The sequence below is a fragment of the Pseudomonas sp. GM74 genome, from assembly GCF_000282455.1.
GTDB lineage: Bacteria > Pseudomonadota > Gammaproteobacteria > Pseudomonadales > Pseudomonadaceae > Aquipseudomonas.
In genome coordinates this window covers 23,261-36,522 of the sequence record NZ_AKJG01000046.1, presented here as the reverse complement: position 1 = coordinate 36,522, position 13,262 = coordinate 23,261, and the positions used below count along the sequence as shown (strand labels likewise).

General features: G+C 63.1%; 10 protein-coding genes. 8 read left to right on the top strand and 2 right to left on the bottom strand.

The window, feature by feature from the left end; translation table 11 throughout:
- Positions 1 to 519 precede the first annotated feature (519 nt).
- From PMI34_RS18125 to PMI34_RS18150, 6 genes are all read left to right on the top strand, one after another.
- A complete protein-coding gene (locus PMI34_RS18125) occupies positions 520 to 1,035 on the top strand; it encodes a flavin reductase family protein (RefSeq protein ID WP_008048810.1) in 516 nt (171 codons plus the stop codon).
- A 9-nt stretch (positions 1,036 to 1,044) separates the two neighbouring features.
- Positions 1,045 to 2,724 carry an FAD-binding protein gene (locus PMI34_RS18130; protein ID WP_008048806.1) on the top strand — a complete coding sequence of 560 codons (1,680 nt, stop codon included), beginning with the start codon at positions 1,045 to 1,047 and terminating at the stop codon, positions 2,722 to 2,724.
- Positions 2,712 to 3,467 (top strand): glucose 1-dehydrogenase, encoded by a 756-nt coding sequence (locus tag PMI34_RS18135; RefSeq protein WP_008048805.1) that lies wholly within the window; start codon positions 2,712 to 2,714, stop codon positions 3,465 to 3,467. Before PMI34_RS18130 ends, PMI34_RS18135 begins: the two co-directional genes overlap by 13 nt.
- Positions 3,468 to 3,480: 13 nt before the next feature.
- Positions 3,481 to 4,563 (top strand): ferredoxin--NADP reductase, encoded by a 1,083-nt coding sequence (locus tag PMI34_RS18140; protein WP_008048804.1) that lies wholly within the window; start codon positions 3,481 to 3,483, stop codon positions 4,561 to 4,563.
- 243 nt (positions 4,564 to 4,806) lie between these two features.
- Positions 4,807 to 5,553 (top strand): SDR family NAD(P)-dependent oxidoreductase, encoded by a 747-nt coding sequence (locus PMI34_RS18145; RefSeq protein ID WP_008048803.1) that lies wholly within the window; start codon positions 4,807 to 4,809, stop codon positions 5,551 to 5,553.
- Between the two features lie 72 nt (positions 5,554 to 5,625).
- Positions 5,626 to 7,206, top strand: coding sequence for a FadD3 family acyl-CoA ligase (locus PMI34_RS18150; RefSeq protein ID WP_008048802.1), 1,581 nt, complete (start codon positions 5,626 to 5,628; stop codon positions 7,204 to 7,206).
- 172 nt (positions 7,207 to 7,378) lie between these two features.
- On the opposite strand, the gene PMI34_RS18155 is transcribed toward PMI34_RS18150, so the two are convergent.
- Together PMI34_RS18155 and PMI34_RS18160 are read right to left on the bottom strand one after the other, a co-directional pair.
- Complete coding sequence (locus PMI34_RS18155; protein WP_008048800.1) at positions 7,379 to 8,257, bottom strand: SDR family NAD(P)-dependent oxidoreductase; 879 nt, start codon at positions 8,255 to 8,257, stop codon at positions 7,379 to 7,381.
- A complete protein-coding gene (locus PMI34_RS18160) occupies positions 8,254 to 9,996 on the bottom strand; it encodes an FAD-binding protein (RefSeq protein WP_008048798.1) in 1,743 nt (580 codons plus the stop codon). The genes PMI34_RS18155 and PMI34_RS18160 overlap by 4 nt, the downstream gene beginning before the upstream one ends.
- 266 nt (positions 9,997 to 10,262) lie before the next feature.
- Between PMI34_RS18160 and PMI34_RS18165 the strand changes: the two genes are divergently transcribed.
- Positions 10,263 to 11,840 carry a DUF1302 domain-containing protein gene (locus tag PMI34_RS18165; protein ID WP_008048796.1) on the top strand — a complete coding sequence of 526 codons (1,578 nt, stop codon included), beginning with the start codon at positions 10,263 to 10,265 and terminating at the stop codon, positions 11,838 to 11,840.
- Between the two features lie 23 nt (positions 11,841 to 11,863).
- On the top strand, positions 11,864 to 13,243 hold the full coding sequence (locus PMI34_RS18170; protein WP_008048795.1) for a DUF1329 domain-containing protein: 1,380 nt from the start codon (positions 11,864 to 11,866) through the stop codon (positions 13,241 to 13,243).
- Positions 13,244 to 13,262 lie beyond the last annotated feature (19 nt).

Here is a 13,262-nt window from a genome sequence, read left to right as displayed (position 1 = left end):
ACACCAATTATTCGAACGACACCAAACCTGTGGGAGCGGGCTTGCCCGCGAAGAGGCCGGCACATCTGACATTGATGCTGGCTGACAGACCGCCATCGCAGGCAAGCCAGCTCCCACAGGGATTGCGGAAGTCTGCAAATACCAGGTCGGCGGTCAGGCCGCCATCGCGAGCAAGCTCGCTCCCACAGAAGAGCAAAGACAGATCGGCGTACACCCATGCTTCACACCACTCATCAGGCCGACCGGAGGCGATGCCCCCGGATGAATGCCGGAGCGAAGGAACCCCGAGCCTTAGCGAGGGGCCGTACGTTCGGGGCGAGCGTTTTTTGCTTACTTTTTTAGGCGCTTGTAAAAAAGTTAGTCGCCGTAAGGGCGAAATCATAAGCGGCCATTACCGCAGCAATGGATATGTACTCGACCAGGAACAGTTCGAACAACTAGTCCCCTCGGACGATGTTGAGTCTGTACACCAGAGCAAGAATCCATCGCACTCCCCAACCAACAAAAAGGCCCAGTGCGATGAACGACGTCAATCTCAAAGCCGACATGCTCCAGGCCATGCGCCGCCTGGCCAAGTCAGTCACCATTATCAGCACCAGCAACGGCACCGAACGCTTCGCCATGGCCGCCACCGCGGTCGACTCCCTGAGCACCGAACCGCCATCGCTGCTGATCTGCGTCAACAAGACCGCCTCCCCCCACGCCGCACTGGCAACCGGCGCGGACTTCTGCGTGAACATCCTCGGCGTCGAACAACAAGACCTGGCCAACCTGTGCAGCGGTGCGATCAAGGGCGAAGCACGCTTCGACCGGGGCAACTGGCTGACCAGCCCCGGTGGCATTCCATACCTGGGTGATGCGCAGTCGGCGATCCTCTGCCGCCAGGACGGTCACTTCAGCTACGGCACCCACACCGTATTCATCGGACGCATCCTGCAGATCCACACCACCACCGAAATCACCCCGCTGGTCTACCTCGACGGCAGCTACACCACCACCGCGAAACCCGCACCTTCTCTCGCTGCTGCTGGCTGAGGCCCGAACATGAACAGCCTGAACGGGTTGACGGCGTTGCGAGTGAACAGCGCCGACCAGTTGCCATGGGATGACCGCTGCGACTTGCTGATCGTCGGGTTTGGCGGTGCCGGCGCCTGTGCCGCCATCGAAGCCAGCACTCGCGGCCTGTCGGTGCTCGCACTGGATCGCTTCGAGGGCGGCGGCGCCACGGCACTCAGCGGTGGCGTGGTCTATGCCGGCGGCGGTACGCCGCATCAGCGTCAGGCTGGCTATGAAGACACCAGCGAAGCCATGTTCAATTACCTGCGTCAGGAAGTCGGCGAAGCGGTCAGCCAAGAGACGTTGCGCAATTTCTGCGACGCCAGCCGCGGGCAACTGGCTTGGCTGGAGCAACAGGGCGCGGCGTTCGAGGCCAGCGTGCCACCGCATAAAACCTCGTACCCGAGTGACCAGTACTACCTCTATTACTCCGGCAACGAAGCCGTGCCGGCCTATGCCGCCAGCGCCAAGCCGGCGCCCCGTGGCCACCGCACCAAAGGCCGGGGCATGTCCGGCGCCAGCCTGTTCGCCCCGCTCAAGGCCAGCGCCTTGCGTAATGGCGCGCGCCTGCGCAGCCAGTGCGAAGTGCGGCGACTGGTACTCGATCTCGACGACAAGGTCATCGGCGTCGAAGCCTGGCAGTTGCCGTCGGGCAGTCGCGCCGCCAAACAACATGCGCGCCTGTCGCGCTGGGCCACCGCCATTCATATGTACGCTCCGGCGTTGGCCGACCGCTTGCGCGCCCGTCAGCACCGCATCGAACAGACCAACGCCATTCGCCAATTGATTCGCGCCGAACAGGCGGTGTTGCTGAGCAGCGGCGGCTTTATCTTCAATCGTGATCTGGTGCGCCAACACGCACCGCAGTACCTGGCCGGTCTGCCGCTGGGCGCCACCGGGTGCAATGGCAGCGGCATCGCCCTGGGCCAGAGCGCCGGTGGCAGCGTGGCGCGCATGGACAAGGTCAGTGCCTGGCGTTTCATCAATCCGCCACTGGCCTGGGCTCGCGGGCTGATCGTCAATGCTCGCGGACAGCGTTACGCCAACGAAGAAATCTACGGCGCGACCCTCGGTCACGCCATGGTCGAAGAGCAGGACGGCCGCGCCATTCTGATTCTCAATCGGGCGCTGGTTCGAGAAGCACTCAGTCAGGTTGGCCCCGGCAAAGTCTGGAATTTCCAGCGCCTGCCGGTGTTGCTCAACCTGCTGTTCAATGCCAGGCGCAGCAACAGCCTGGCCGGCCTGGCCAAACGCTGCAATCTGCCGCCGGAACTGCTGCGCCAGAGTGTCGAACGCTATTGCCGCGCGGCACGGGGTGAGGTCGCCGACGAGTTCGGCAAGTCCGCCGCGATGCTCGCCAACCTCGAACAGGGCCCGTGGTACGCCCTCGACCTGTCTTTCGACAGCAATCTCTTCCCCTGCCCGGTCATCACCCTGGGCGGGCTGAAGGTCTGCGAAGACAGCGGTCGGGTGCTGGACCACGCCGGCCAGCCAATAAACGGCCTGTACAGCGCCGGGCGCAATGCGGTCGGGGTCGCTTCCAACCTGTATGTCTCCGGCCTGTCCCTGGCCGACTGCATTTATTCCGGTCGCCGGGCTGCCGCCCACGTGGCCGACCAATTCGCACTTCAAACCGCACGATCAGGAGAACAACAATGCAACGTGTAGAAGGCAAAGTCTGCATCATCACCGGCGCCGCCAGCGGCATCGGTCGCGAAGACGCTCTGCTGCTGGCTCGCGAAGGCGCCAAAGTGGTACTGACCGACCTCAATGAAGAGGCCGGTCGCCAGGTGGCTGCGCAAATCGGCGCCAACGCGCTGTTCATCCGCCACGACATCGCCAGCGAAAGCGATTGGCAACACGTGGTCAAGACCACCGTCGAACACTTCGGCCGTCTCGATGTACTGGTCAACAACGCCGCGATCCTGGCCTTGGGCAGCATCGAAGACACCACGCTGGAACTGTGGCAGAAAGTGCAGAAGATCAACGGCGAAGGCTACTTCCTCGGCTGCAAGTACGCGATCCAGGCGATGAAGGAAACCGGTGGCGGCTCGATCATCAACATGTCGTCGGTGGCCGCGTTGGGTGCGATGCCGATGTTCTGCGCTTACTCGGCGTCCAAAGGCGCGGTGGCGGCGATGACCCGTTCCATTGCCCTGCACTGCAAGCAGCAGGGCTACCGCATCCGTTGCAACAGCGTGCACCCGGATGGCGTGAACACGCCAATGACCCAGGCCCTGGCCGGTGGTCAGCCGATCCCGCAGGAAGCGCTGGACCAGGACCCGATGAACCGCATGGCCGCGCCACGGGATATCGCCAACGTGGTGCTGTTCCTCGCCGCCGACGAGTCGCGGTTCGTCAACGGTGCCGAGATCCGCGTCGACAACGCCCAGCTGATCAGCGGGCTCTGAGGTCGAGGTGAACATGGGCACGCAACAACAGAACCTGACCCCGGCCGAACACACGACGGCAAGCGTCTCATTGCAAGTGTGCGCGGTGATCGACGAGACCGCTGACGCGCGCTCGCTGGTGCTGGACGTACCGCCAAACCTGCGTGAGCGCTTTCGCTACAAACCGGGCCAGTTCCTGAGTTTTCGCGTGCCCTTCGCCGGCAAACTGTTGACCCGCTGCTATTCCATGGCCAGTTCGCCGCTTGCGGACGCGCTGCCCAAGGTTACGGTGAAACGGGTCGATGGTGGCCGGGTATCGAACTGGATGAACGAAGTCCAGGTCGGCGACTGGCTGGAAGTGTTGCCACCAGCCGGGCATTTCTGCCTGAGCCCGCAGGCGGACACCGAAAAGCCCCTGGTCTTGTTCGGGGGCGGTTCGGGTATCACCCCGGTGTTTTCCATTCTCAAATCAGTGCTCCATAGCAGTCGGCGGCCGATCAAATTGATCTACGCCAACCGCGATGAGGCGTCGGTGATTTTCAAGGACGAGCTGTGCCGGTTGATCAAGGCGCATCCTGATCAACTGCACGTGGTGCACGTCCTCGACTCGGTGCAGGGTTTCCTGACGGACCATCAGGTCCGTCATCTGCTGCGCGGATCGGCCGGTGGCGACTACTTCATCTGCGGGCCGGGCCCCTTCATGGACACCGTGGAGCGCACGCTGCTGGCACTGGGCGAAGCGGCCGAGCGGATCCATGTCGAGCGTTTCGTCTCGCCACCAGACCCCGATGAACTGTTGGCCGAAGAGGCCCTCGCCCGCGAGGCAACGATGGGGTCGCAGTGCGAGGCGCTGATTGTCGAGCTCGACGGCCAGCAACACGAAATTACCTGCCGCCCCGGCGAAACCTTGCTGCAAAGTTGCAAAGCGGCTGGCCTCGACGTGCCGTCGTCCTGTGAAGAGGGTTTTTGCGGGGCCTGCATGTGCGTGGTCAAGGAAGGTGAGGTCCAGTTGGCGCGCAACGATGTGCTGACCCCCAAGGAACTCGCCGACGGCTGGACACTGGCCTGCCAGAGCCGACCAACGGGTGCCCGGGTACGCCTGAAATTCCCGGATTGATGCGCACTCAAGAACAAACATCGTACCTGTGGCGAGGGAGCTTGCTCCCGCTCGGCTGCGAAGCAGTCGTCGTTTTCAGATTTTTGGGGCCGCTTCGCAGCCCAGCGGGAGCAAGCTCCCTCGCCACAGGTTGTTTCTGACCGACCAACATTTCGCCTTAGTCTCAACGGACGATCACTCAGGCCCGGTCTGCAGTTAGACTCGGCCCCAGCATTAGCCCACAACAATAAAAGAGGTGCAGTTATGGCTCGTTTGCAGAATAAGGTCGCGGTGGTCACCGGCGGCGCTTCGGGTATCGGTCTGGCCTGCGTGCGCCGTTTCGCTGCCGAAGGCGCGCAAGTGGTCGGGCTGGACATCGGCAGCGCACCGGCAGACTTTCCCAGCCTGTTCATGACCCTGGACGTGCGCGACGAAGCGCAGGTGCAGCAGGTCATGCAAGAAGTCATCAGCCGCTTCGGGCGCATCGATGTACTGGTCAACGCCGCCGGCGTTGCCGACCAGGGCAGCGTGACCCAGACCACCACCGCCAACTGGCAACGGGTGATGGACATCAACCTGACCGGCAGCATGCTCACCAGCAAATACGCGCTGGCGTCGATGGTTGAACAACGCAATGGCTCGATCATCAATGTCGGTTCGATCTTCGGCCTGCAGGGCTGCGACGGCAACGTGGCTTATAACGTGTCCAAGGGCGGCATCAACCAGCTGACCCGCTCGATGGCCATCGACTACGGCTACGCCAACGTTCGCGTCAACGGTCTGTGCCCAGGCCTGATCGAAACACCGATGACCAGCATGGTTCGTGACAATGACGCGTTCCACGCCTTCTTCGCCTCGCAGCACATGCTCAGCCGTTCCGGGCAACCGGAAGAAGTGGCCAACGTCGCACTGTTCCTGGCCTCGGACGAAGCGTCCTTTGTCAGCGGCCAGATGATCGCCGTGGACGGTGGTTTCTCCGCCGGTCGCCGTTTCGCCCCGCCCGCCCAGTAATTCGTTATCCGGCCGGGCGCCCTGCCCGGCCTACTCCCTTTTTCGTATTTGTCTTCTAACCGGGGAGGCCCCATGCCGCCTGTCGCCACCGCACTGACCATCGCTCAACTGTTCGCCAACGCTGCCCAGGCCTACGGCGACCGCCCGGCCATCGAGGACGCGGGCCACGTCATCAGCTACCGACAACTGGACCAACTGCGCCGCCAGGCTGCCCGCGCCCTGCTGGCCCTCGACGTACAGATCGGGGACCGCGTGGGGATCTGGGCGCCCAACCTGTGGGAGTGGATTGTCGCCGCCGGTGCCCTGCAAAGTGTCGGCGCCGCCCTGGTGCCGCTCAATACCCGGATGAAGGGCAGCGAGGCCGGCTACATCCTGCGCGAAAGCGGCACCTGTGTGCTGTTTGCCATCGGCGAATTCCTGAGCGCGGACTACCCCGGCATGCTGGCGTCGGAAGACCTGCCTGAGCTGCGTCACATCGTCAGCCTGCGCGGCGCCAACTCGGGAACACTGGCCTGGGAACGGTTTATGGACCTGGGGGCCGACGTACCGCACCTGGCCTTGCGCACCCGCGAACAGAGCGTTGGCCCACACGCCTTGTCCGACGTGCTGTTCACCTCGGGCACCACCGGAAAACCCAAGGGCGTAATGACCAGCCACGGCCAGAACCTGCGCATCGTGCGGGACTGGAGCGATATCGTCGGTTTGCGTGAGAGCGATCGCTACCTGATCGTCAATCCGTTCTTCCACTCCTTCGGCTACAAGGCCGGTTGGCTGGCCGCCTTGATGCGAGGCTGCACCCTCCTGCCGCAGCAAGTGTTCGACGTGCAGGCCGTGCTCGAATGCGTGCAACGGGAACACATCACCGTATTGCCCGGGCCACCGACGCTGTATCAATCGCTGCTGGCCCATCCACAACGCAGTGAATTCGACCTGAGCTCCTTGCGCGTGGCGGTGACCGGGGCGGCGGCGATCCCGGTGGAGATGATCCACCGCATGCGCGACGAACTCGGCTTCGCCACCATCGTCACCGCCTATGGCCTGACGGAAGTCTGCGGTTTCGCCACGATCTGCCGCGCCGGCGACTCCGCGGAACTGGTCGCCAACACCAGTGGCCGGGCGATGCCGGGGGTGGAAGTACGGTGTGTCGGCAACAACGGTCGCAGCCAACCGGCGAACATTCCCGGTGAGGTGCAGATTCGCGGCTACAACCTGATGCAGGGTTACCTCAACAACCCCGACGCCAGCCAGGAGATTCTCGACGCCGACGGCTGGCTGCACACCGGCGACATCGGCATGCTCGACGAACGGGGTTACCTGCGCATCACCGACCGCCTCAAGGACATGTTCATCACCGGCGGCTTCAATGTGTACCCGGCGGAGATCGAACAGTGTTTGCTGACCTATCCGGGCGTGGCCCAGGCAGCGGTGATCGGTATTCCCGATGAGCGTATGGGTGAAGTGGCGATGGCATTCCTGTTGCCCGCGCCGGGCATCGAGATCGAGCAGGCCCGATTCCTCGCCTGGTGCCGCGAGCAAATGGCCAACTACAAGGTGCCGCGCCGGGTGCAGGTGCTGCAGAAGATGCCGATCAATGCGGCGGGCAAAGTGACCAAGAATGTGTTGCGCGAGTGGGCGCTTCAGCCCGTGAATTAAGTCCGAAACGCACAATTTCCCTGTAGCAGCTGGCGAAGCCTGCGTTCGGCTGCGCAGCAGTCGCGAATACAGTGCACGCGGTTTAACTGATACACCGCAGTGCCTGATTTCACGACTGCTGCGCAGCCGAACGCAGGCTTCGCCAGCTGCTACAGGGAACGATCATCGTGGATCAGACCACCCGCGCCGGGTGCTGTTGGCGCGGGTCGCCGAGCATGGCGCGATGGGACGGTGGCTGGCGGCCTTCGGCTTCGCTGATGCCGTAGCCAAGGGCTATTTCGGCGGTGATCAGGGTCTGCCCGGACAGCGCCATCAACTGCGGATCATTGAGCAAGGCATGAATCACCCGACCGTTGAATTGCGGGGTTTCGGCGTGGGCCAGGAACGCCTGGTACTGCTCGCCATGCTGCTCGCCGGCAATCCTGGTGCGTTCGGTCAGTTGCGGACCGAGCCACAGCGACAACGCCGCCACGCCCTGCCCTTCGAAATCGATCGCCATGTCCGCCGCCAGCTTGTCGACGCCGGCCTTTTGCGCGCCATACGCCGGGCCATGCATGTAGCAGCCGGCGCCGAACGACGAGGTAAAACAAATCAGCCCTTGGGCACTCTTCAGCAACAGCGGCGCGGCGTAGAAGCTGGCGATGTAGGCCGAGCGCAGTCCGACGTCGAGAATGCGCACCAGATCCAGCGGCTTGGCCCAGAACGACCCCGGCTCGATCAACCGGTCATGGATGAACGCAGCGTTGTTCACCAGCAGATCCAGATGCCCGCACTCATCTTCCACACGGGCAAACAGCGCCTGAGCCTGCGCGTCATCGGCGTGGTCACAGACCACCGCGATACCGCGCCCACCGGCGGCGGTGATCGCGGCGGCGCTGTCCTCCAGCGACCCGCTCAAGGCGTGCCCGTACAAATTCGACCCACCCTGCGTCGGCGCGCGACCGGTGACATACACCGTCATGCCCGCCGCCCCCAGGGCCAGGGCAATGCCCTGCCCCACTCCGCGACTGGCACCGGTTACTACAGCGATCTGTGGATGCTGACTGTTCATTCGACACTCCCGAACAAGGTTTTCGCCGAAGCGGTTTCGCTCTGGCGCTTGATGTGATTGGCGGCCAGATAACCGAAGGTCATGGCCGGGCCGATGGTCGAACCGGCACCCGGATAGGTGCGGCCCATCATCGAGGCGGCGCTGTTGCCGATGGCGTACAGGCCGTTGATCGGTTCGCCGTCTTCGTGCAACACGCGGGCGTGCACGTCGGTCAGCAGGCCGCCCTTGGTGCCGATGTCGCCGGCGTCGATGCGCACGGCGTAGAACGGCCCTTTGAGCAACGGCGCCAGGCACGGATTGGGTTGCACGTTCGGGTCGCCGTAGTAGCGGTCGAACAGCGACTCGCCCTTGTGGAAATCCAAGTCGACGCCCTGCACGGCCATGCCGTTGAAGCGCTGCACGGTGCGCACCAGCCCGTCGGCGTCGACGCCGATTTTCGTCGCCAGTTCTTCCAGGCTCGACGCCTTCTGGAAGTAATCACGCAAATGCTCGGGCAATTGCCAATCGCGCTGGGCATAGCCCGGCAGCAAGGCGCCGCACGGGTATTTACGGCGGAACTCAGCGTCGAACACCATCCAGCACGGCACGCTCGCGGCGCCTTCACGGTTGTTGGCGTACATCGCATAAACGATATCGGTATAGGGCGCGGCCTCGTTGACGAAACGCTTCCCCGCCGCGTTGACCATCACGCACCCCGGCAAGGTGCGTTCAACGAACAGCGCACGCTGTTTTTCTTCGCCCTTGACGTAAGTGGTCGGCGCCCACCAGCTGTGTTCCATCAACGCGGTGCGTGCGCCAAGGGCCTGGCCGGCGCGGATGCCGTCGCCGGTATTGTTCGGTGGCGTGGCACTCCAATTAGCCTGGGACGGCTGCGGCAGGTACTGCTCGCGCATCGCCTGGTTACGCTCGAAACCACCGGCGGCGATGATCACCCCGTAGCGCGCCTTGACGTTGAGCAGCTGGCCGTTGCGATTGACCCGCGCCCCGCCGACCCGGTCGCCGACCAGCATTAATTCTTCCAGCGCACAATTGAGCCACAGCGACTTGCCGCGATCCTGCAACGAACAGCGCAAGGCACCGATCAAGGCATTGCCCAGGGTCAGGAAACGGTCGCGGCGGGACAAACGCCGCCCCTCGCGATCACGCCAGTAGCGCCACATCACCCGCAAGGTCAGGCGCAACCAGCCGGGGCCGCGGCACAGCAGCACCTGCGCCTCTTTCATGGTCATCGCCATGCGCCCCATCATCAGGGTACCGGGGGACGGTGCGCGCATGCGCAAGAATTCTTCACCGAGTTCGGCGGCATCGAACGGTTGCGGATCCATCGAGCGATAGCCCGGTTTGCCGCCCTCGACTTCCGGGTAGTAATCGGCGTAGCGCGGTTGCGCCTCGAAGCGCACGCGGGTGTGTCGTTCCAGGTACTCGACCATCTCCCGGCCGTGCTCGACATAGGCTTCGATGCGCCCGTCGTCGATCTCGCCATGGGTCACGGCGCGGATGTAGGCAATCGCTTCGGCCGCCGAATCACTGCCGCCGATGGCAGCGATCCGGTGGTTGTTGGGGATCCAGATACCGCCGCCGGACACCGCCGAGGTGCCGCCGTACTCGCCGCTCTTTTCGATCAACAGCGCATTGAGGCCCAGGTCGTGGGCGCGCAGCGCAGCGGTCATGCCCCCGGCGCCAGAGCCAATCACCAACACATCACAGCACTCGTCCCATTTGATCCCGGCAGCGTTCATGCGATCACCCTTGTTCAGCGCCCATCAGGCAGAAACCGCCACCGCCGGATCTTCGCCCGGTGCAGTCGGTCTCGGGATTGTTCGCCGCGCGCGCCGGGTGTTCATCGTCCGATAAGACTAATGCCAGGCCTGCTGCCGCCCCGTACAAATCGCTTAGTCCGCTTGGACGATGTTGCGCGCAAGTCGTGACTCCATAGTCGCCCACAACACCAATCACCCCCCTGAAATGCAGGTCGGGCAGGTCTGACCTGGGCCATGAGGACGACATGATAAAAACAATAATCGCCCCACCAACACAGCACCCTCGCACACAGCTTGTTCTATTGATGCTGGCTGGCGGACTTAGCGCTCACGTTAACGCCATGAGCTTTCAGCCAAGCGAAGACTTGAGCATCGACTGGGACACCACGCTGACGTACAGCCTCGCCTGGCGGACCGAGTCTCGCGATCACAAACTGACCGCCAATACCAACGGCAACGACGGCGACAACGCCTTCGACAAAGGCAGCCTGATCAACAACCGCAGCGGCTTTCTCACCGAAGCCAACATCAAGTGGCAAGACGACTACGGCGTGTTCGTCCGGGCGACGGGCTTCTACGACAACGTCTACGATCAGGACAACGACAACACCACCGGCACGTCCAACTGCTTCGCCGGCGGCCATTGCAGCAAGCCTGACCGTTTCTCCCAGGACACCATCGACCAACACCGCAATGAACTGCGCATGCTCGATTACTACGCCTATGGCACCTGGGACCTGAGCGGCCATGCCCTCAACGCGCGCCTGGGTAACCAGGTGGTGAGCTGGGGTGAAAGCCTGTTCTATCCGGGTATTTCCGCAGCCCAGAGCCCGGTGGACGCAACCAAGGCGACCACCCCGGGTGTCGAGGTCAAGGAAATCCTGCTGCCGGTCGGCCAGCTGTTCACCCAGTTCGCCCTGACCGAAAGCCTGGGCATCCAGGCCTACTACCAGTACAAATGGGAAAAGACCGAGCTGTTCGGCGTGGGTAGCTACTTCTCCACCACCGACTTCATCGACGAGGGCGGCTTCAACGACGCCTCCGGTTTCGTCACCCGTCTGAAGGACGACAAGCCGAGCGACAGCGGCCAGTACGGTGTGGCCTTCACCTACGCCGCCGAGTCGTTGAACAACACCGAGTTCGGCCTCTTCTACTCGCGCTATCACGACAAGACGCCGTCGCTGGACTTCGCGACGACCCTGGGCCGCTACCAGGTGCGCTACTTCGACAACATCGACCTGTTCGGCGCGAGCTTCGCCACCGTGCTGGGCGACGTCAGTTGGGCCGGTGAAGTCAGCTACCGCGACGGCACGCCGGTGATGGTCGACAACGGTTTCTCCAGCCCCGTGCGTGGCAAGACCGTGCAAGCGCAAACGTCGATGATCTACGTGCTCGGCCCGACCGCCTTCGCCGACAACACCACCCTGACCGGCGAGGTGGTCTACAACACCGTGGTCAGCAACGACAAGTCGCAACCGGTGACCCTGGCGCCGGGCTTCGCGCTGCCGGGAACCGACAGCCTGGTCTATGACCGCGATGCCTGGGGCTACACGGTGCAGGCGAACTTTGACTACAACAACGTGTTCAGCGGATGGGACATGTCGGTGCCTGTCACTTTCAGCGCCGCCGCCCACGGCGACAGCTCGATGGTCGGCTCGATCAACGCCGGCCAGAACGACAACCGCGCCAGCATCGGCAGTTCGTGGCGCTACCTGGGCAACTTCACCGTCGAGGCCCGCTACAACGCCTACCTCGGCAGTGCCAACAACAGCCCGTTGGCCGATCGCGACAACGTCGCGCTCAACTTCAAGTACCGGTTCTGATTCCCCGATCGGAGGAGCACAGCATGTCCAGATTCACCCAAACATTATTGAGCACCGCGCTGACCGTCGGCCTGCTCGGCAGCGGCCTGGCCTACGCCAAGGTCAGCCCCGAAGAAGCCGCACGCCTGGGCCAGGACCTGACCCCGATGGGCGCCGAAAAAGCCGGCAACGCCGACGGCAGCATCCCGGCCTGGTCCGGCAAATGGCTCGGCCTGCCGCCAGGCCTCAAGTTTGACGGCCCCGGCACGCCATACCCGGACCCCTATGCAGCGGAAAAACCGTTGTTCGTGATCGACTCGAAGAACATGGACAAGTACGCCGCCAACCTCACCGATGGTCAGAAGGCGCTGCTCAAACGCTACCCTGACACCTTCAAGATCCCGGTGTACCCGAGCCACCGCGACTTCCGCGTTGACCCGAAACTGGTCGAGGCGGTCAAGCACAACGCAGTCAACGCCGAGCTGGCCAACGACAACAACGACACGAAGAACGCCTGGGCCGGTTCGCCGTTCCCGATTCCAAAGAACGGCAGCGAGTTGATGTTCAACCATACCCTCGCCGGCCGTGCCGCTGCCGAAGAGGCCAACTACCGGCAGGCCGTGGTGTACTCCAACAAGGAGCGAGTACTCGAAGAGGTCAACTACAAGATCTTCTCGATCTGGTCCAACCCGGACAGAACCCTGGAGACATCCAACGGCATCCTCACCAACTTCCTGATCACCACGCTGGAACCGGTGCGCAAGAAAGGCGAAATCGTTGTCGGCCACGAGTTCATCAACCCGACCGCCTCCCCGCGCCAGGCCTGGCAGTACAGCCCCGGTCAACGCCGGGTACGTCGCGCGCCGACCGTGGGCTACGACTCGCCGACCGGCGCGGGAGGTTTTCGCGTGTACGACGAAGACCGTTTGTTCAACGGTGCACCGGATCGCTACAACTGGACCATCGTGGGCAAAAAGGAAATCTACATTCCTTATCACAACTACAAGATCGATGATCCGAGCGTGAGTACCGATCAGATTCTGGCCACCACCGGCCATATCGATCCGCAGTACATGCGCTATGAAAAACACCGCGTCTGGGTGCTGCAAGCCACCCTCAAAGAAGGTGCCCGCCACGTGTACGCCAAGCGTGTGATGTACCTGGACGAGGACACCTGGGCCGCGACCCTGGCCGACAACTACGACAGTCGCGGTCAACTCTGGCGCACCAACATGCAGACTTCGATCTACGCCTACGAGATGCAGCGCTACCACGCTCGCCTCGGGATCTATCACGACCTGATCGCCGGCTCGTATCTGGTTGACCGGATGCTGATCGATCAGAAACCGGCCAAGCTCAACGCCACCGCCTTCACCGAAGACGAATTCACCCCTGGCAACCTGCGCAAACTCGGCACTCGCTAAAACCTCTGCGCCCCGACCG